Origin of the sequence: uncultured Paraglaciecola sp. (assembly GCF_963977085.1) — a bacterium.
Classification (GTDB): Bacteria; Pseudomonadota; Gammaproteobacteria; order Enterobacterales; family Alteromonadaceae; genus Paraglaciecola.
In genome coordinates this window covers 1-20,434 of sequence record NZ_CAXBNC010000040.1, presented here as the reverse complement: position 1 = coordinate 20,434, position 20,434 = coordinate 1, and the positions used below count along the sequence as shown (strand labels likewise).

Here is a 20,434-nt window from a genome sequence, read left to right as displayed (position 1 = left end):
GAAGCTAGAAGCTAGAAGCTAGAAGCTAGAAGCTAGAAGCTAGAAGCTAGAAGCTTAAGCGCTGGTGCCACTGCCAGAATTTCCGCCTTGCGTACGTCCGCTTTTATCATAGGTCATCGATTCTTTAGCGCGCGATTCTATTAATAAGTTACGTAAGTGCTCTAAACGCAATTGACCTTGTTCTACTGCGGTTTGATTGATTTGAGTGCGAAATTTGCACTGGGTGACCATTTCCTTGGCTTGATTAAATAATTCGATTATCTCTTCATCATCTTTTTGCGCTTGGCTTGCTTTTGAATACAAGTCAGCAATAACAGTATCTTGTTGTTGCACTGAATCAAGTAAGGCTTCTTTGGTTTTTAACATGCTGATCAGTGACTCAGCATCTCTGCTACTGATAAGGTGGAGTTCGGTTTCAAGAATTTGTTGTAATTCTAATAATAAAGTATGTTGACTTGTTATTGCTTTTTTTAATTCAGACATAATAGTATTCACAAAGAAAGACAGCCTCCATTATGCTGCCTTTATGCTTTTGTACCAAATATTTCTGATTCTAATGCTGAAATTTTCTGCGCTAGGGCTTCAGGATTAATTTGATATTCGCCACGTTGTATAGCTTTCTTCAATTTATCAACCTTTTCTTGATTGATTGGTGCTTCCACACCTTTTTTCTGAACCTGACTGAGTTGTTGTGCAGATGATGTCAAAGACACAGAATCCAGACGAGCACCAGTTGTCGCTGCATTTTGCGCGCTTGTATTTTGTGCACTACCGTTGTTCAAAGCCTGCTGTTGCTGGCTAAGCTTTTGGTTATCAAGCGGTGCCTTTGGGCTACCGTTGTTTATGTTATTAATAGACATAATGAATACCCACTCCCTTTAATTTAACCTCATTAATGTTATCGGCCACGATCCCGGATACTTTAGCAAAAAAAACAATTTACAGCACTAAATGAATCGGGACTAAAATCCAGTGATTTTATTTAACCCAATACCTTTTCAAAATAGGTATTTTGAATTGCTAGAGTGTTCCACTAAATGCCAATTTCCACTTGGCCTGTACCTGCTACACGTGCGTAAATTTTCTTGCTTGAACGTCTGTTTTTAACCTGAATGGTTTCACCCATTTTGCCGTCTTCTAATGCAACGCCAGTGGTTTTTACACGCATGTTAGTGTTGCCAGCAGAAATAGTGACACTGTCGCCTTTACAAACGTAACATAAGTTATTGGGGTTGACTGGTCTTCCTGCCGTGACGCGACGTTTTATTCTTGCGCCTATTACGTCTTCAATATCGGCAAAAGTACTACTTCTTAAACTCTTTTTATTCATGTTGACTACATGAAGGTTATCAGTGGTTAACAATGTGCCTGGGCTGACCGCACTTGATATCACCACAACGGGTTGAGTTTCGATTGCTTTGACCACCATAAAGATATACCAGTTGTTATCACTACACTGTGCTTTTACCATTACATTTGATTGACTGAGAGCTTCTGGTGTCGATGAAAACGTAAGCGCAGAGAGGCATTTTGGCACCTGTACCCGATCATCAATGGGTGTGGCCACTACTTCAATAGTTTTAATATTATCTGGGTCGAGTTGCTCTAATACAAATTGCTCTGCTTGGCTAACCAGTGTCTGTTTGGTTAAATTATTTTCGACTGCCGCCGTTATACCTGTATATAAACAAGTACATATTGCTAACAGTCGGGCTAATGCTTGATAATAATATAATTTATTCATGTTCACTTGTTGTTAAGTTGTCTATGCTATGGGCATATTAACGAAAGCAAAGGCGTCAAAATTTAGACGCTAGAATAGAAAATTTTTCGGTTACTATTACTAGGCTCAGTTAATGAGTTACGTTAAGTGTCAATTAGTTGCGGTTTTCCGCAATCTAGATGCATTGTTTTTGTACATATGTGTACTTAAGCAAATACATAAGCAAAAGTTACGCCGCTTTTAATTCGTATTGGAGTTATGCATGTCTGAAATTATGAACTCAGTCAATCAACGTACTCAGTTGGTTGGTGAAAACAGATTAGAGTTATTGTTGTTTAAACTTAATTCAAGACAACGATTTGGTATTAACGTATTTAAAGTGCGTGAAGTATTACAGTGTCCGCCGTTAACTTCGATGCCTAAATTAAATAAGTTGGTGCGAGGCATAGCGCATATTCGTGGACAAACCATTTCTGTGATTGATATGAGTTTGGCAACTGGTGGCAAAAAAATTGAAGACTTAAGCACTGCCTTTATAATCATTGCTGAATACAATAGTTCTGTGCAAGGTTTCTTAGTGGGCTCAGTTGAGCGCATTATTAATACTAACTGGCAGTCTATTATGCCACCACCAAAAGGCAGTGGAAGAGCCAGCTATTTGACCGCGGTAACGCAAATCGAAAACGAGTTGATAGAGATTTTAGATGTTGAAAAAATTCTAAATGAAATTTCTCCCGTGAATACTGATTTGAGTGACGACTTAGCCAGTAATTTACAAGTCGACAATAAACAAGAAAAAATTATCTTTATTGCTGATGACTCTTCTGTAGCTCGCAATCAAATTAAGAAGGCGCTCTCCGCTCTTGGGTTAAATATTGAATTGGCGAAGAATGGTCTTGAAGCATTAGAAAGATTAAAAGAAATTGCCGCCGAAACAGGTGAAGTAACCGATAGAGTAGGGGTGTTGATATCAGATATCGAAATGCCTGAAATGGATGGTTATACACTGACTGCTGAAATTAGAAACACCCCTGAACTTAAAAAACTGCATGTTATTTTGCATACTTCACTCAGCGGTGTGTTTAATCAGGCAATGGTTGAAAAGGTAGGAGCTGATGACTTTATTGCTAAGTTTCATCCTGATGAATTGGCTACTTCAGTGCAAAAATGGTTTGGAAACGACTAGTAGATGTGTAGTGAGTTGTTAATACAATTAGTTATAAAAGGATGTAGTCAATTAAAATATATGCTGTTAGAGAGTAGTGAGTGACCGAAATAGAGTTTGATCAACAGCATTATGTGTCTTTTAGTTATTTCTTGGAACGAGCCTGTGGCATTGTTTTAGGGGAGAATAAACAGTATTTAGTGCGCAGTAGACTAACCCCTCTAGTCAAAAAATTTAACTGTGCAACTATTAATGCCTATATTGATTCAGTAATAAAAGGCAATCGCCAGCACCAAACTGCTGCGATTGAAGCCATGACGACGAATGAAACCTTGTGGTTTCGTGATGGGTACCCTTTTAAATTGCTTGAAAGTCCAATACTTAGTCAATTCGCGGCTAAAAATAGAAAATTTCGTGTGTGGAGTGCGGCGTGTTCCTCTGGTCAAGAGGCCTACTCGATTGCCATGACGATCTTAAATTTTAAAAAACAACAAGCAAATAGTTTTCGAGCAGGTATTGAGATTATCGGGACTGATATTTCCGAAGAGATGTTGCAACGATGTCGATCTGCAGAATACGATCAATTAGCTATTTCTCGCGGTTTACCCTTACAATTCAAAGCAGATTTTTTCGAATCTACTGATGACAATAAACTAAGATTGAAATCCCCCATTAAAGATTTAACAAAGTTTCAATCCTTTAACTTGTTAGATAGTTATTCATCTCTTGGCAAGTTTGACATCATTTTTTGCCGCAATGTGCTGATTTATTTTTCTGCCGATGTGAAAAAACAGATACTGCAAAAGATTGCCGCTTGCCTGCAAGACGACGGCATATTATTTCTCGGTGCCTCTGAATCCCTCTCGGGTTTAACGGATAAATTCACTATGGTGAGATGTAGTCCTGGCCTATATTACGTTAAAAAACCTTTATAAAACCTCACCTTAGTTCGTAATTACTATCTAATCTTATCTAATGGCACAGCCTTTGCTCTATTCCGTTCAATAGAGGAGAAATACATGGCTATTAATCTAGACAAGTTGATGGGTTTTCATCACCAAGCCTTACAAGTTCGAACTGACCGTATGGAAGTACTCGCGGGAAACTTAGCCAATGCCAATACGCCAGGTTACAAGGCTAGAGACATTGATTTTCAAAAGGCGATGAAAAGTGCACAGCAGTCCAGAGGTCAAAATTTAACTCGTACCCACGACAACCACATTAAAGGTTCAATTCAAAGCTCAGGTGAACTGCAATTTCGTATTCCCAATCAACCAGACACAGGTGATGGTAATACAGTTGATGTACAGGTCGAAAGAAACACATTTTTAGATAATGGATTACGTTATCAAGCTGGTATGGAATTTTTAGGTGGCAAGATTAAAAGTATGAAAAAGGCCATAAGTGGAGGGCAGCAATAATGAGCTTATTTAACGTGATGGACATTGCTAGTTCAGGCATGAGTGCACAAAGTGTACGTTTGAATACCACGGCCAGTAATGTAGCCAATGCCAACAGTGTGAGCAGTAGTTATGACCAAACTTATAAAGCACGTCATGCTGTATTTGCCGCCGAATTAGACCAAGCCTCAGGTCAATTAAACCCAGGTTCGAGAGTTCAAGTATTAGGGGTAGTTGAAAGTTCAAAGCCGCTACAAATCGAATATAGTCCTGGTCACCCAATGTCAGATGAAAATGGTTATATCTACAAACCCAATGTGAATGTGGTGGAGGAAATGGCCGATATGATGTCTGCTTCAAAAGCATATGAAACCAACGTGCAAGTAGCTGATACAACCAAGCGTATTTTTAGAGGTGTACTAAGACTTGGTCAGGGGTCATAACATGAAAATTACAGGGCTTCGCAGTATGAAAGCATCAGGAGAAAAATTGTGGAAACAGTAAACAATGGGTTAAATAGCTCACTTTATTGGCAGCCTGAAGCGACAGCCGTCTCAGATGGCAGTAATCAGACCCTTACCCAAGAAGATTTCTTTTCGTTATTGACTGAACAGCTTGCTAATCAAGACCCAACTAAGCCTGTAGATAATGATCAAATGGTATCTCAAATGACCAGCTTTACTATGGCTGACGGCATAGAGCAGCTCAATTCAAAATTCAGTGACTTTGCGACTTCCATGACCTCAAATCAAGCGCTTCAGGCGTCGAGTTTAATTGGGCAGCAAGTATTATTACAAGGCGACATCGGTTATGTGTCGACCGAGGGCGAGGGGATTTCCGGTGTGGTTATCGCTGAGCAAAGTGTGCAAGGACTAGAAATTACCATTGAAAATGAAATCGGTGAAGTGGTTAAAACAATTAATGCTGGTACACAAACAGCAGGTAACGTTGAGTTTAACTGGGATGGAACCGATGCAAGTGGCAACACTCTGCCGGTGGGTAATTATGTGGTGCGAGCACAAGGTGAAGTGGGCGGTGAATCAATCGTGCTTCCTACGGCAATCAATAGACATGTAGACAGCGTCAGTCTGGCTGCAAGTAGTCAAGGTATCATTCTAAACTTGGATGGCGAAGTCAGTGTCAAACTCGATGATGTTATTCAAATCGGCGGTTAACAGGAGAAATTAAGTATGTCTTTTAACATTGCATTAAGTGGCGTATCAGCGGCACAAAAAGACTTAGATACAACAGCAAATAACATTGCTAACGTTAACACTGTCGGCTTTAAAGAGTCGCGAGCAGAGTTTGGTGATGTGTATGCCCAATCTTTACTAGCAGGTGGTAAAACCAAAGTGGGTGACGGTGTACTTACTCAAGAAGTGGCTCAACAGTTTTCTCAAGGTAGTTTGCAGTTCACCAATAACGCTTTGGATTTAGCAATAACGGGTAATGGCTTTTTTGGGACTATTCCCGAAATTGACTCACGAGATTTTTCTTTTACTCGAGCCGGCCAATTTAAATTGGATTCTGATAATTTTGTGGTGAATTCTGCTGGAGATAATTTATTAGGTTTTCCGGTCAACGCTGACGGTAGTTCTTCTTCTGTTGCTTTAAGTACAACAGTACCTGTGCGTATCCCTGACTCATCAGGTGCACCTCAAGAAACCACTGAAGTGGCATTAAAAATGAATTTACCCGCTGGCGCTGACCCAGTGGATTTAGATTTATTTAACCCAGACGATCCTCTTACCTACAACGCCGCTACCTCTGTTACCGTATTCGATACCTTAGGTGATAGTCATGTTATGACGTATTATTTTATGAAGGATGCTTCTGCATCTGGGAATGAATGGGTAGGGGTCACCTATTTAGATGATTATCCTTTAGATACTGAAGGGGATACTGCTGGAGTCGGTGCCGCTGGTGGTACAGGACCAAACGTTGTGGGTGAAACGTCTTTGGGTGCCGGTAATGGTATTTCTGGGTATCGCATGATATTTAGTAATGGGGGGGATTTTCAAGCGACTCAAAATGCAGACGGTACGTCAATCTTAACTGGTGATCTTCAATCTGTTCCAATTGGTTCAACTATATTCGCAAATGGCTCAGATCCCACGCAAACCATTACGACTAATTTTACGTTAGATTCAGTTAATGCTACGGCTAACGAACCGACTCAATTTGCCTCGGCTTTTGAAGTAACATCTTTAGAGCAAGATGGTTTACCAGTAGGCAGGCTAACAGGTATTGAGATTGGCCCCGATGGGTTAGTGCGAGCCACCTACTCTAACGGAACATCAGAGCCTATAGTGCGGGTTGCGCTGATTCGTTTCGCAAATGATCAAGGGTTAACCCAACAAAGTGGCACCCAGTGGCAAGAAAGTATTTTGTCTGGTGAAGCGCTAGCAGGTGAAGCGACTACTGGTACCTTTGGTGAAATTAACTCATCAGCGTTAGAACAGGCTAATGTCAACTTAACCACAGAATTGATTGATATGATTATCGCTCAGCGAAATTTCCAAGCCAACTCAAGAGCCTTGGAAGTGAATAACCAGCTTAATCAAACGGTACTTAACATTCGTTAATAACTTATTGATAGTTAAGCTTTTATTAGGTTGCTTTCGAGCAGCCTTTTTTATGTCTGCTAAGAAACTCGCTTTTATATCTAGATGGCATCTTACTTGCACTTGTTTTAATCAAGATCCAACAAAGTCAATTTTCTGTCATGGATAAACTACTTTACATAGCCAGCAGTGGCGCCAAACAAGACTTACTCGGCGCATCTGTGCGAGCCAATAACCTTGCAAATGCCCAAACCACTGGTTTTAGGGCTCAACTTGAGCAAGCGCGAGCCATGCCGGCTTTCGGCGAAGGTTTGCCTACTCGGGTGTTTTCTATGACAGAAAATGCCGTTAATAACTTTGAGGGTGGTCCACAGATTCAAACTGGCCGAGAGTTAGATTTGGCAATACAAGGTGATGGTTGGTTCACAGTACAAGATGCACAAGGTAATGAGGCCTATAGCCGTAACGGTAGTTTTGAATTAGGTCCTAACGGGGAGCTTAAAGATGCCCATGGGAATACTGTGGTTGGAGATTTTGGACCGGTATTTCTGCCTATCCCTTTATCCAATATCAATATTGCCAACGACGGAACACTTTCTGTGCGACCGCAAGGGGCTCCTGAAACTGTATTAGAAGAAGTGGGCAGACTTAAACTTGTTAACCCTAATGTTCGGGATATGGAGCGTGGTACTGACGGTTTGTTCCGACTCAAGAGTGGTGAACAGGCTGCAGAAGATCCCATTGTTAATATTCGCACCGGTGTACTTGAAGGCAGCAATGTTAATCCAGTGGAAGAAATGGTTAATATGATCAATTTACAACGCCATTATGAAATGCAAGTCAAGATGATGAAACAGGCGCAAGATCTTGATAGTCGTGGTAACGCTTTGCTGCGGATTATTTAAGGTCATTATTAAGCGACTGGTTATCACAAACGTTAGTACAACAAGCTAACAAACGAATTTATTAGGAGACAATTTATGCATCCTGCATTGTGGATAAGTAAAACAGGACTAGATGCCGCTCAGACTGATGTATCTGTTATATCCAATAACTTGGCTAATGCCAGCACAGTGGGTTTCAAAAAAGACCGTGCTATTTTCGAAGACTTACTTTATCAAAATATTAATCAACCAGGTGGCCGTTCTTCGGCTGATACTGAGTTGCCGTCTGGCTTGATGTTAGGTGCGGGTAGTAAAGTAGTTGCGACCCAAAAAGCCCACACTCAAGGCAATATGCTGTCTACCGACAACTCTCTAGATATGATGGTACAAGGCAAAGGTTTTTTTGAAATATTACAACCAGACGGCAGTACTGCTTACACCAGAAATGGTCAATTTACTTTAAATGACCAAGGGCAAATCGTCACCCCTGGTGCAGGGTTTTTATTACAACCCACCATCACAGTGCCTGAAGATGCACAACAATTAACTATTTCTCAAGACGGTGAAGTATCAGCTTCAGTCAGAGGGCAAGCGGACCCTCAAGTTTTAGGACAGATTAATCTATCGGATTTCATTAATCCCACTGGCTTACAGCCAACAGGGCAAAATTTATATGTTGAAACGGCCGTCAGCGGCGCACCTATTCAGGGCGTGCCAGGGTTAGAAGGCATTGGCACCATAGTGCAAGGTGCGCTTGAAACATCTAATGTGAATGTGACTGAAGAACTCGTCAACTTGATCGAAAGTCAGCGCCTTTACGAGATGAACTCAAAAGTTATTTCAGCGGTTGACTCAATGTTGGGTCAAGTTATTCAGCAGCTTTAATGAGAGTGCAACACTGATGATGCAACTAAGGTTACTCAAATTATTCTATTTATGTCTCGGCATGATGTTGTTAGCTGGCTGTCAGTCTACTAATAGTCGCGAGCCATTACCTAATGATCCCTTTTATGCGCCAATTATGCCGAATACGCCACAGCAAAAAGTGTCCGATGATGGTTCTATTTTTCAAGCAGATATGGCCAATAACTTGTTCGCAGATGTAAAAGCCAGACGGGTTGGTGACATTATTACAGTGAATCTTGAAGAAAACACTCGAGCAACCAAATCGGCTGGAACGAGCACCTCCAAAGCCACTGGAGTGGAAGTGAACCCCATAATAGGTTTAGGCGGAAACGCCCTTAACCTTGGTAATGAATCCATACAACTGGGCTTGGATGCAAGTAATGACTTTGAAGGTGATGCCACCGCAAATCAAAGTAATAACTTAACGGGCAGTATTTCAGTCACTGTGGTGCAAGTGATGGCAAACCAAAATTTACTGGTTAGAGGTGAAAAATGGTTGACCCTAAATAATGGTGACGAATATATCCGCTTAACTGGAGTTGTTCGTCCAGCAGACGTAAGTCCAACCAATGAAATCGAGTCAACCAAAATTGCCAATGCACGAATTCAATATAGTGGTACGGGTAGTTTTGATACCGCACAAAAAGAAGGCTGGTTAAGTGGCTTCTTTTCATCTGAATATTGGCCGTTTTAATGTGGAGAATGACATGAAGTCTATTGTATCCCTGATGATAGTGACCAGTTTACTGCTGTCACCAATAACCTTTGCCCAAAGAATAAAAGATTTGGCTTCAGTTCAAGGTGTTAGAAGTAACCAACTAGTCGGTTATGGTTTAGTGGTGGGTTTACCTGGCACAGGTGAACAGAGTCCTTTCACCGAGCAAAGTTTTCGAACCATGCTATCAAATTTTGGCATTAGCTTAGACAGTAGCCTCAAACCTAAAATTAAAAATGTGGCTGCCGTTGCCGTTCACGCAGATTTACCTCCTTTTATCAAACCCGGTCAGACCATAGATATTACGGTTTCATCTATCGGAGAAGCTGCTAGCTTGCAGGGGGGGACGCTTGTGCAAACCTTCCTAAAAGGCCTAGACGGAAAAGTGTATGCCATAGCACAAGGTAGTTTAGTGGTCAGCGGTTTTGGTGCGCAAGGTGGTGATGGTTCAAAGATAGTGGTCAATACACCTACTGTTGGTCGCATCGCAAACGGCGCCATAGTGGAGCGCGCAGTACCTAGTGGTTTTATGGAAAATGACTTTTTAACACTCAATTTGAAATACCCTGATTTTTCTACCGCTAAGATCTTAGCGGATACCATTAACTTTAGATTAGGAGCGGATCCCGACAAAGGTTATATCATTGCCACACCTATTGACGCTGCTTCAGTCAGGGTTACCGCGCCTAGAGATGTGGGACAAAGAGTGGGATTCCTGGCCACCTTAGAAAACTTCGAATTTGAACCAGCTAAAGCCTCGGCAAAAGTAGTGATCAACAGTCGTACCGGCACCATAGTTATAGGTCAAGATGTGCGATTATTACCGGCGGCAATTACACACGGTGGGCTTACTGTCACAATCGCTGAAAACCAAACTGTTACTCAGCCTAATGCGTTAGCAGAGGGCGAAACTGTGGTGACCACTCAGTCTATTGTTGACGTGAACTTAGACGACACCCGTATGTTTAGTTTTAATCCTGGTGTGACCTTAGATGAGTTGGTCAGAGCGGTGAATGAAGTGGGCGCAGCGCCGGGTGATTTGATGGCAATTTTGGAAGCTCTGCGGGAAGCGGGAGCCTTGCAAGGCGACCTCGTGGTTATCTAGGCTATCTTATGGAACCGTCATTCACGACTCAAAATCCCCTTGAATTATCCAGAAATGCCAATGACATTAAAGGATTGGATACGTTGCGCCGTGCCGCGCAAAGTGGTGACAGTAAAGCATTAGATGAAGCCGCCAAACAATTTGAGGCTATTTTTGTGCAAATGATGCTTAAGTCTATGCGTAAGGCGCAAGACGTGATGGTAGATAAAGATAGCCCGTTCAATTCAGAACAAGTCAAATTTTATCGAGATATGCACGACACCCAAATCGCCAGTGATTTGGCCAGTAACGGCAGCATAGGTCTAGCAGAAATCATAGTGCGTCAATTAGGTAAAACCGGCGATGACTATATGCCAGCAGGTGCGTTGCGTAACGATGGTAATCTTTCCAGTATTAATCGCAATGCCATTGTGAGTACTCAAAGAGCCCAGAATGACGTTTTGGGTGATCAGCCGGTACAAAGCTTTCAAGCTTTTAAAACGGCTGCTTTTGACGATGCACAGTCTTTCATCGAGCAACTTTACCCTGCTGCACAGCAAGCCGCTGAGCAATTGGGGATTGATCCCAAGGCTTTGTTGGCGCAAGCCGCAATTGAAACAGGCTGGGGTAAACATATGATCCACAATACATCAGGACAAAATTCACATAATTTATTTGGTATTAAAGCTGATCGTCGATGGCAAGGTGACCGCGCGATGGTTGACACTATCGAATTTGAGCAGGGTGTTGCAGCGACCAAAAAAGCGCCCTTTAGAATGTATGACTCTTTTGCTGATTCGATGCAAGACTACGTTAGTTTTGTGCAACAAAATACAAGATATGAAGAGGCAGTTAAACAAAGTCAGTCGCCACAAGACTACTTCTCAGAATTGCAAAAAGCCGGTTACGCCACTGATCCCGATTATGCGAATAAAGTGATTTCTGTGTTTGAGGGGGAGCAGTTTAAACAGTATTCATCAGAGCAATTGAACGATAGAGGTGCGAGGAAATGATTTACAGTACCAAAACGAGAACTGCTGATTTATTTTCTATTGCTAAAAGTGGGCTGAATGCGAGTAATCAGTTGCTGACTACTGCCGGTAATAATATCGCTAATGTGAATACTGAAGGATTTGTGCGTGAACGTACGAGTTTTGTTAGCGAGTTAACTGGCGGCGTTGGGCAGTCAACTACAGAGCGGGTGTTAAATGTATTTGCACAAAACCAATTGCGTCGTGATACCACTTTACAAGGTGAGCATGAAAGCTTCTATAACAAAACTGCGGTAATCGATAGTGTATTTGCTAGCGAAGCGAACAGTATTTCCTCAAGCATGAGTCGCTATTTTGCTTCGGTGCAAACAGCAGCCGATGATCCAACCAGTCTCGCCGGAAGGTTATTAGTGTTAGGTGAAGCACAATCATTAATTGGGCAAATTGGTACAGTGTCGGGATTCTTGCGAGACAAAGAAGAGGAGATGAATCTAGAAATCACTGCTCAAATTCAAAAGGTAAATTCCCTTGTTCAAAACATTGCTGACTTGAATGACGCCATAGTCGTGAATCAAGTCAACAATCAGTATGATGAGCCTGGCACCTTAAAAAATCAGCGTGACAGTGCAATCTTGGAATTAGCTGGTTTAATGTCTATTGAAACCCGCGAGAGTTCTAATAATGACGGGCGAGTGATGGTCAACTTAACATCTGGAGAGTCTTTGGTTCTGCAGGATGGTTCGTTTAACGTAATAACAGTAGACCAAGACGCGGACTTAAATTACATGTCCTTGCAACTCTCTAGCAATGGCAAGCCTACTACCTTAAATATTAAGGAAGACGAAATAGGTGGGGCGATAGGGGGGCTGTTGCGCTATCGAGATGAAGTACTAGAGCCCAGTCGAAGAGAATTGGGACAGATAGCCTTAACCATTACCGAATCAATCAATACCCAAAATCGTCAAGGCATGGATTTAGATCAACAATTGGGTAGTGATGTTTTTTTACTACCAGAGTTTGCTGGGCTTGAATACCCTGATAATGTGAATATCAATAGCGTGGTGACTGGGCGTATTGCCTCTGGTGCCGCAGGTGAAATTACCAGTGCAGATTACCAAGTTGAAATAAACAGTGTGACTGCTGGGGTACCACCAACGCTAGATATTACAGTGACTGCTTTGAATCCTGACGGGTCGGTAATCAAAGATGTTAATGGTAACGATATTATTCAAAATTATCCTGCAGTGGATGCCCAAGCCGGTACTTTTACTAAGGTACTGGGTGGAGTAGAGCTGGAGTTTTCGAGTGGTGCCTCTTATACCGCTGGAGACCAATTTTTAATCCAACCCACTAAAAATACCGCTGATCAGATCGAAGTGCTTATGACTCGCCCTGAGGACTTGGCGTTGGCTTCACCTATTCGGGTAAATGCCGATATCGGTAACTTAGGTGATGGTCAAGTAATAGGCACAGTTGTCACTAATACTTTTGTAGACAATACTTTTGCTGACAGCGCTGCGTCGGGGTTTGATGGTTCAGGTGGTGTACATGGACCGGGAAGTTCGCCTACAGGAGCGGGCGGTGTAGGGGCACCTGCACAGATTTTTTTTACAGCAAGTGATGAATATGAAGTCAGAGACAGTGCCGGAAACACGATCACCACTGTGTCTGGTGTCACCAGTTTAAATAATTTGTTGGCTCAAGCAGAAGGGACCGCTGGATGGCCGGCAGCCTTTAGTGCATTAGATGACTATCCTGGTTTTGATCTATCCTTAAATGGTGTGCCTAAAGCGGGAGACAGTTTTACCATTGCTTATAATTCTGATGGATTGAATGATAATCGTAATGGATTAGCCTTGGCAGATTTGCAGAATCAAAATATTATGCAAGTCAATAATAGTGGGGCAGGTGATCCTATTAGTTTTCACGAAGCTTATGCCAATATAGTCAGTGATGTAGGCCAAAAAACCGCCAGTGCTGATATCGCATTACAAGCGTCAGAGGCGCTTAAGTCCCAGTCAAGTGATTGGTTTCAATCGGTGTCGGGCGTTAGCTTAGATGAAGAGGCCGCAAATTTGGTTCGCTTCCAACAAACTTACGCGGCAGCAGCGCGTTTACTCAGTACTGCACAAGATATTTTTGACACTATTTTAGCGGTTGCTCGATAAGAAAGGGGTAAATTATGCGTATTTCCACAGGACAACTTTATGACCGCAGTATTCAATCTGTATTGAATAACCAAGCGGAGTTGTCAGATATTCAGCAACAACTATCTTCAGGCAAAAAATTATTGCGTCCATCTGATGATCCAGTGGGATCTGCGCAAGTGATAAGGTTGACTGAAGAGATTGATTTGATTACTCAGTATAAAAAGAACAGCAATTTGTTGACCAATAGTTTGGAGCAAGAAGAAACGGTTTTAAGTAGTGTGAATAATGCCATAGACCGTGCTCGCGTGTTAATGGTTCAATCGGGCAATGGCATTATGAGTGCGGATGATAAAAATGCGATTGCAATCGAAATAGCACAAATCCGCGATCAAGTGTTTGACTTAATGAATAGCCGTAACCCCTCTGGAGAATACATTTTTGCAGGCTTTCAGTCAGCCTCACCTGCCTTTAGTTTTAACGCGAGTTCTCCAGGTAACTTATACAATTTTGAAGGTGACGGTGGCCAGAACGAAATTCAAGTGTCGGATACCGTTAGTCTGAAAATGAATAACTCGGGGCAGGAAGTATTTGAAAATGTTTATAGTCGCTTAAAAACCTCTATCACTGGCTCTGTAGGGGCGACATCGGCCTCCTTAGAAATACAAGGTCAAAGTGCCTTCGATAAGTTTCACAGTAATAATTATGATGCAATAACCCCAGCCAATAATGAATTTCAAGTGACTATTATTTCTCCTACTCAAGCCGAGATAACCAATGTAGGAACAGGAGCGGTGTTAGATACAGTTGACTTTGCAAGTGGCAGTACCTTACTTTACCAAGGTTTGGAATTTAATATTAGCGGTACAACAGGGGACACAGTCAATTTTCAGTTAGAGCAACCAGAGAAAAAAAATATAGCTGAAACACTCAATGATTTTGTAGAAGCATTAACCAATGAGAATATCTCTAATTCTGATTTTGATGAGGCGTTGGCAGATGCGCTAACGGGGGTTGATAATTCAAAGACAAGTATAGGTAATGCGATCTCGCAAATAGGTGGTAGAAGGAACAGTGCAGACTCTGTGTTATCTTCTAATTTAGACTTGGAAATAGCTAACAAGACTGCTCGCTCAAATATAGAAGAAGTCGATTATGCTGAAGCCGTCTCAGAACTGAGCCGTCAAGAAACAGCATTGCAAGCGGCCCAAGCAACATTTACTCGGGTAACGGGAACCTCGTTATTTGACTATATCTAAAGCATGATTATTGTTTTGTAATAATAAATGAATATTAATATTGGCTAAATACACACCGCTTTTATTGTCCTCGTGAGAGGAATAATAACTGATATAAAGACAGTCGTTTTTTAACACTAACCCCGGATAACTATTGTCTCCAGCGGATGGTAATATCAGTAACTCTTGTAATTCTCCATTGTCTAAGTTCATTTTAAGTAATCCCGTCACAAGTCGGCCTTGTTTGACTATTCGCCCTGCTACTAAGGCAAAATTTTCATCTAGTCGTAACATAGTGGGGCCGCCAATATAACGTCCTAAATCTATCCAGCGCCATTTTTTAAAAGGGAATTGGCTCAAACCTAGTTGCGCCGTGTAACTGTCGGCATCTCTTCTCACCAATGCATAAGCTTTGTTGTTGTCAAAAATAAGGTCACTTTCATTTGGGTATCCTAGTTGATGTTTATGCAAGCTTAAGACATAAGGTTGATGTAAGTGAAAACTTCTCCTTGGATTGCCCGAATAAAAATCGATAGCGTTTTGTTTTTTATTGTATGCAAACCCATATGCTAGATCCTTATGCCATCTAACTCGCCATAACCACCAGTTTCTTGCAGCAAATTCTTTGGCGGTGGACCAACTCTGTCCCGTTTGTGATAACCACGTTAAATTCCTAGTACCTATTGTTTTATTTTGAATGGAAGTATGCCGAGCAAATGCAATGAGTAAAAGCTGACCATCTGGGGTTAGGGTTAACTTAGGATCCCTTAAGTCCATTTTGGGAATTGCTATTTGACTTGAATACAAAATTTGTCCTTGGAAATCTAAGGTCAAAATTCGAATGATCCCGTCAGCGCTGAGATGATTTTCTGCCTCTCTGTAACAGACAAATAACTGTTGTTTAAACTCACATAAGTCTACAAAAGCATTGTGAGCTGCTCTGTTCCCAACCTTTTTAATCCAATTTATGCACATTTTTGAAATTTTCTTAAAATATTTAACTCATTGAAACTCAAGTAAAAGGTAAATGCAAAGGCGGCAAAAAGTTGCCGCCTTAGAGAAAAAAGGCAAATTAAAGTTAAAGGGATTTTTTTTAGAGTCGATACCATTTTCGAGAGAGCCAGTAGTAATGATTTTTTATTTTGAGAATCGTTACTCTATTAGTGTTATTTAACCAGCCGAATAACTATTCGGTCGCCAGCATAGTCTGGACTGAGAGTGTAGGAGAAAAACCATGGGTTTATTCGTAAATACCAATGTATCATCGTTGAACGCGCAGCGTAATTTGTTCGATTCAGCGCAGTCTTTAAGTACTTCTTTTGAACGTTTGTCTTCAGGTTTCCGTATTAACCGTGCGGCTGATGATGCTGCAGGTTTGCAGATCACTGACAGATTAACCACCCAAGTACAAGGTCTTAACCAAGCAGCACGTAACGCCAATGACGCTATTTCATTGACGCAAACGGCTGAAGGCGCGTTAGGTGAAGTGACAACTTCATTACAACGTATTCGTACTCTTGCAGTACAATCACAAAATGGTATCAATTCATCTGCTGACCGTGTGGCTCTGCAGAAAGAAGTGACAGCCCTTAAGAACGAAATCAGCCGTATTGCTTCTGATTCACAATTCGCAAACCTAGATATTTTGACCGGTGATTTCTCGTCTAAATTCCTAGTAGGTGCCAATGGTGGTCAGAATATTTCAGTTAACTTGGAAAGAACAAGTGGTTATGGCGCGTCTGGCTTAGGCATCGCCGCTACTGACGTTTCTACTGTAGGTGGTGCTTCAGCTGCACTGACTGCTGTTTCTGAAGCGATCTCTGCTGTGGGTGGCGTACGTGCCGATTTAGGTGCTTTGCAAAACCGTTTTCAATCAACTATTCGTAACTTAACTAACATTTCTGAAAATGTATCTGGTGCAAGAAGTCGGATTAGAGACACTGATTTTGCTTCTGAAACTGCTGAATTAACTCGAAACCAGATTATTCAGCAAGCTAGTTTGACTGTGTTGAGTCAGGCTAACCAGCGTCCACAAGCGGCTCTATCTTTACTAGGTTAATCTTTGCTGGGTTAGTCATTTAATAGGACTAACTTTCGATTGGCCTAGGTTTCGAGACCCTTCTTCTGTTTAGGGGCTTAGAAGCCAGGGGGTAGTGCACTGGGTTGATAAGAACCGAGCAGTTGAGAGTTTCGCTCACTCTCTCAGAAAGAAGCGCGTTAAGCCGGAGAATTTCTCCGGCTTTTTTCGTGGTCTAACTATTTGAAATATATAGCATTTAAAAAGTAGTTTGTTTTTCTCCTAAAGAATTTTTAATCACCGCACGATACATGGACATAGACGTTACGCATCTAATAAAAATATAAGCGAACGCCTCTACAGAAGCTGAATAATAATAAAAGAAAAGCTCTGTAACCATCAAGGCAACTAATAATAAAAATAGCCGGGTGGTGTTTACAAAAAAATCGTTAGGAGATTTAAAATGAGCTTATTCGTTAGCACGAATGTGTCGTCGTTGAATGCAACTCGCCAGTTGTTTACGTCGAACAATAATTTAAGTACCGCGTTTGAACGCTTGTCATCTGGTTTTCGCATCAATACCGCGAAAGACGATGCTGCAGGCTTGCAAATATCCAACCGTCTTACCACGCAGATTCTGGGTTTAGATCAGGCTGTTAGAAATGCAAACGATGGCATTTCTCTGTCGCAAACCATAGAGGGAGCACTGGCCGAAACCACCACAGCTTTACAAAGAATACGGGTGTTGGCTGTGCAATCTCAAAACGGTATTAATTCATCTGCCGATCGGGTCGCTTTACAAAAAGAAGTCACCGCATTGAAAAATGAAATGAGTCGTATTGCGTCCACTTCACAATTTGGTGGTGTGAATGTATTAGACGGCATTTTTTCATCTAACTTTTTGGTGGGTGCCAACGCTGGACAAACCATCAGTGTCAATGTTCAGCGAGCCGGTGGATTTGGAGCATCTGGATTATTTGTGGCAGACGCCTCTGTTCTCACTGAAGCGCAAGCTTCCGCAGCACTGACTTCGGTAACAGAAGCTATCTCAATAATCGACGCCCAACGGGCTGACTTAGGTGCGATACAAAACCGTTTTCAATCGACCATCAGAAATTTGAGTAATATTTCTGAAAATGTCTCAGCGGCAAGAAGTCGTATCCGTGACACTGATTTTGCCGTTGAAACGGCAGAGTTAACCCGCTGGCAGATTATTCAGCAAGCCAGTATTACTGTGTTAGGTCAAGCTAACCAAAGACCACAAGCTGCATTGCAGTTGTTACAAGGTTAATAAGTAGAGAACTGAAATGTGCAATATTGTTGAGCAATTGCGGGGGCAGGCTGCAACTTAAAAACGAGGATAAATTTATCTATAGTTGAATTAATAAAGGGTATAGATAAAAAGAAAACGGTCGAATTGCAAATTGTGGGGACAGGCTGCAACCGACCGAGGGATTTAATATTATTAAGTATTTTCAAAGCGTTAGAACAAATTTAGGGTGAACGTTAATTGATTTAGCCAAGAAAGCCGAGGCTTTTTTGTTAAATCGCTAACAGACAGAACAGACGCCAGGAGGTAGTGAGGTATTGAGGTTTAGGCCATCAATTCTGTCTGTCAGCTAGAGCATAAGCTCACACTTTTTGCATTTGTTTTTTGTGCTTCTAACACTTAACAAAAATGCCAACCAGGGTACCAGCTAGCAATTATATAAAGCATATGGTGTGCCAATAATGCAGCCAAAATGACAATTTAAATTATAGCAACACCAGAATACCACTGACATAAAAAAATAATAAAAGTTGGTGCATGGTTAGGAGAAAAATATGAGCTTATTCGTTAGTACTAATGTGTCGTCGTTAAACGCTACTCGTCAGTTGTTTACGTCGAATAACAATTTAAATACGGCTTTTGAAAGATTATCTTCAGGCTTTCGAATTAACGGTGCAAAAGATGATGCCGCAGGATTGCAGATTTCTAACCGGTTAACTACTCAAGTTTTAGGGTTAGATCAAGCCGTTCGAAACGCCAATGATGGAATATCGTTATCGCAAACCATTGAGGGAGCGTTAGCTGAAACAACAACAGCGTTGCAACGAATTCGAGTGTTGGCTGTGCAATCTCAAAACGGCATCAACTCATCGGCAGATCGGGTCGCACTACAAAAAGAAGTGACGGCATTGAAGAACGAAATGAGTCGTATCGCCTCCACATCACAGTTTGGTGGGGTGAACGTTTTGGACGGTGCCTTTTCGTCGCGCTTTTTGGTAGGGGCTAACGCAGGGCAAACTATTAGCGTCAATATTGAACGAAGCGGGGGATTTGGAGCATCAGGATTGTTTGTAGCTGATACATCTGTGTTGACTGAGGCACAAGCATCAGCAGCGTTAACTTCTATATCTGAAGCCATTTCAATTATTGATGCACAGCGGGCTGATTTAGGTGCAATACAAAACCGTTTTCAGTCGACCATCAGAAATTTGAGTAACATTTCTGAAAATGTATCAGCGGCAAGAAGTCGTATACGTGACACAGATTTTGCCACAGAAACGGCAGAGTTGACCCGCTGGCAGATCATTCAACAAGCCAGTGTGACTGTGTTAGGGCAAGCCAATCAACGCCCGCAAGCAGCACTGCAGTTATTAGGTTAATCAATTTGGTTGCCGAGATAAAAATCTAGAGGGTAGGAAATGAGAGGCCGACCCAGGGCTATGCCCTAAAAAGTAATAATGGATTGTTACTACGAAATGCTAGGGAAGGCGCTATTTATAAGCTATGGTGTAATTAAGATTTTACCTTAGCAGTACCAAGTTTGCTCCAACTCCTAACGTGAGCAAGTTGGTCGGGGACGCCTTAGATAGGGTTTTGCCCCGGCCTTTTTTAACAAACACTTTAAAGCCATAAGGTGCGTTGTTCTCGGGCCTTGTGGTGTATTTTAGAACAAAAAGTATTTCTGTTTTGGTTTACATCTTAGGTGTGTAAATTAAAACGCCGACTAACAGGACCGAGAGTGTAGAAGTTTGGTTGAGAGGCCAGTATTCAGCTCTTCTAACCCTGCCAGTCGGACAGAAACCTTATTTGCTCCATCTCCTAACGTGAGCAAGTTGGTCGGGGCGATCTTTAAAGATTTCCCCGGCCTTTTTTCTTTAGCGATCAAGTGACTTCACACTTAATTAGCTATCAAGACTAAAGCAGGTAGTGTGCCAACTTTAAAAGTAGTGACGAGTAGATAGACAATAGTGGCTAGATTTTAGTTAAAAGCAAAAAGCAAAAAGCAAAAAAAAACAAGATATTGAACCACTGGGGTACAGAGACTAAAGAGGAAAGTCCTTTCATAATTTAAGTTGTAGGATTGTTGTTACTAAGGGAAGTTATCGGTTTAATTATCGAGCGCCCTTGTCGTAATGAGATTAGTATTTGGATTTTTTGTAATCTGATAGTCTCCCATGAACGATTTGAAGACAGCCGACCACGTTCACGCCTATTGCAGGTTTACTTAGATTGCAGTCAGTGACATCCTCTCGAATATCTACCGTCATTCCCGCAAAGGCGTAATACTGTTCGTTTAAGGCTTTTTCTTTAAATGTGCCGGTTTCTTAAT

General features: G+C 41.7%; 20 protein-coding genes. 16 read left to right on the top strand and 4 right to left on the bottom strand.

Annotated features, from left to right (window positions below):
- Nucleotides 1-54: 54 nt before the first annotated feature.
- The 3 genes from flgN to flgA all read right to left on the bottom strand — a co-directional run bounded on the left by flgN (nucleotide 55) and on the right by flgA (nucleotide 1,744).
- Nucleotides 55-483, bottom strand: coding sequence for a flagellar export chaperone FlgN (gene flgN, locus AAC000_RS23140; protein ID WP_339726290.1), 429 nt, complete (start codon nucleotides 481-483; stop codon nucleotides 55-57).
- A 41-nt stretch (nucleotides 484-524) separates the two neighbouring features.
- Nucleotides 525-860, bottom strand: a complete 336-nt coding sequence (gene flgM / locus AAC000_RS23135; RefSeq protein WP_339726287.1) for a flagellar biosynthesis anti-sigma factor FlgM — start codon at nucleotides 858-860, stop codon at nucleotides 525-527.
- A 173-nt stretch (nucleotides 861-1,033) separates the two neighbouring features.
- Nucleotides 1,034-1,744 (bottom strand): flagellar basal body P-ring formation chaperone FlgA, encoded by a 711-nt coding sequence (gene flgA / locus AAC000_RS23130; protein WP_339726286.1) that lies wholly within the window; start codon nucleotides 1,742-1,744, stop codon nucleotides 1,034-1,036.
- Nucleotides 1,745-1,985: 241 nt separating this feature from the next.
- On the opposite strand from flgA, the gene AAC000_RS23125 reads away from it, so the two are divergent.
- From AAC000_RS23125 to flgL, 13 genes are all read left to right on the top strand, one after another.
- A complete protein-coding gene (locus AAC000_RS23125) occupies nucleotides 1,986-2,909 on the top strand; it encodes a chemotaxis protein CheV (RefSeq protein ID WP_339726283.1) in 924 nt (307 codons plus the stop codon).
- A gap of 80 nt (nucleotides 2,910-2,989) precedes the next feature.
- Nucleotides 2,990-3,823: a protein-glutamate O-methyltransferase CheR gene (locus AAC000_RS23120; protein WP_339726281.1), complete on the top strand. Its 834-nt coding sequence runs from the start codon at nucleotides 2,990-2,992 to the stop codon at nucleotides 3,821-3,823.
- A gap of 84 nt (nucleotides 3,824-3,907) precedes the next feature.
- On the top strand, nucleotides 3,908-4,309 hold the full coding sequence (gene flgB, locus AAC000_RS23115) for a flagellar basal body rod protein FlgB (protein ID WP_339726279.1): 402 nt from the start codon (nucleotides 3,908-3,910) through the stop codon (nucleotides 4,307-4,309).
- Complete coding sequence (gene flgC / locus AAC000_RS23110) at nucleotides 4,309-4,731, top strand: flagellar basal body rod protein FlgC (protein WP_339726278.1); 423 nt, start codon at nucleotides 4,309-4,311, stop codon at nucleotides 4,729-4,731. The genes flgB and flgC overlap by 1 nt, the downstream gene beginning before the upstream one ends.
- 48 nt (nucleotides 4,732-4,779) lie before the next feature.
- Entirely contained in the window at nucleotides 4,780-5,463 is a 684-nt protein-coding gene (gene flgD, locus AAC000_RS23105; RefSeq protein ID WP_339726277.1) for a flagellar hook assembly protein FlgD, read from the top strand.
- A 15-nt stretch (nucleotides 5,464-5,478) separates the two neighbouring features.
- Nucleotides 5,479-6,873, top strand: a complete 1,395-nt coding sequence (gene flgE, locus AAC000_RS23100; protein ID WP_339726276.1) for a flagellar hook protein FlgE — start codon at nucleotides 5,479-5,481, stop codon at nucleotides 6,871-6,873.
- A 140-nt stretch (nucleotides 6,874-7,013) separates the two neighbouring features.
- On the top strand, nucleotides 7,014-7,757 hold the full coding sequence (locus AAC000_RS23095) for a flagellar basal body rod protein FlgF (RefSeq protein WP_339726274.1): 744 nt from the start codon (nucleotides 7,014-7,016) through the stop codon (nucleotides 7,755-7,757).
- 75 nt (nucleotides 7,758-7,832) lie between these two features.
- Nucleotides 7,833-8,621, top strand: a complete 789-nt coding sequence (gene flgG, locus AAC000_RS23090) for a flagellar basal-body rod protein FlgG (RefSeq protein WP_339726272.1) — start codon at nucleotides 7,833-7,835, stop codon at nucleotides 8,619-8,621.
- Between the two features lie 16 nt (nucleotides 8,622-8,637).
- A complete protein-coding gene (gene flgH, locus AAC000_RS23085) occupies nucleotides 8,638-9,336 on the top strand; it encodes a flagellar basal body L-ring protein FlgH (protein ID WP_339726270.1) in 699 nt (232 codons plus the stop codon).
- Nucleotides 9,337-9,349: 13 nt separating this feature from the next.
- Nucleotides 9,350-10,462 carry a flagellar basal body P-ring protein FlgI gene (locus AAC000_RS23080; protein WP_339726268.1) on the top strand — a complete coding sequence of 371 codons (1,113 nt, stop codon included), beginning with the start codon at nucleotides 9,350-9,352 and terminating at the stop codon, nucleotides 10,460-10,462.
- A gap of 8 nt (nucleotides 10,463-10,470) precedes the next feature.
- The gene (gene flgJ, locus AAC000_RS23075) at nucleotides 10,471-11,454 is read left to right on the top strand and encodes a flagellar assembly peptidoglycan hydrolase FlgJ (protein ID WP_339726266.1); all 984 of its coding nucleotides are present in this window, start codon (nucleotides 10,471-10,473) and stop codon (nucleotides 11,452-11,454) included.
- A complete protein-coding gene (gene flgK / locus AAC000_RS23070; RefSeq protein WP_339726264.1) occupies nucleotides 11,451-13,601 on the top strand; it encodes a flagellar hook-associated protein FlgK in 2,151 nt (716 codons plus the stop codon). Before flgJ ends, flgK begins: the two co-directional genes overlap by 4 nt.
- 14 nt (nucleotides 13,602-13,615) lie before the next feature.
- Nucleotides 13,616-14,839, top strand: a complete 1,224-nt coding sequence (gene flgL / locus AAC000_RS23065) for a flagellar hook-associated protein FlgL (RefSeq protein ID WP_339726262.1) — start codon at nucleotides 13,616-13,618, stop codon at nucleotides 14,837-14,839.
- On the opposite strand, the gene AAC000_RS23060 is transcribed toward flgL, so the two are convergent.
- Nucleotides 14,822-15,793 carry a hypothetical protein gene (locus AAC000_RS23060; protein WP_339726261.1) on the bottom strand — a complete coding sequence of 324 codons (972 nt, stop codon included), beginning with the start codon at nucleotides 15,791-15,793 and terminating at the stop codon, nucleotides 14,822-14,824. The two genes, flgL and AAC000_RS23060, sit on opposite strands and share 18 nt — an antisense overlap.
- Before the next feature lie 259 nt (nucleotides 15,794-16,052).
- Here AAC000_RS23060 and AAC000_RS23055 point away from each other — a divergent pair, with 259 nt between their 5' ends.
- The 3 genes from AAC000_RS23055 (at nucleotide 16,053) to AAC000_RS23045 (ending at nucleotide 19,484) form a co-directional block, all read left to right on the top strand.
- Nucleotides 16,053-16,877, top strand: a complete 825-nt coding sequence (locus AAC000_RS23055; protein WP_339726260.1) for a flagellin — start codon at nucleotides 16,053-16,055, stop codon at nucleotides 16,875-16,877.
- A gap of 421 nt (nucleotides 16,878-17,298) precedes the next feature.
- Complete coding sequence (locus AAC000_RS23050) at nucleotides 17,299-18,126, top strand: flagellin (protein WP_339726259.1); 828 nt, start codon at nucleotides 17,299-17,301, stop codon at nucleotides 18,124-18,126.
- Between the two features lie 533 nt (nucleotides 18,127-18,659).
- Entirely contained in the window at nucleotides 18,660-19,484 is an 825-nt protein-coding gene (locus AAC000_RS23045) for a flagellin (protein ID WP_339726258.1), read from the top strand.
- The last annotated feature ends 950 nt before the right edge of the window (nucleotides 19,485-20,434 follow it).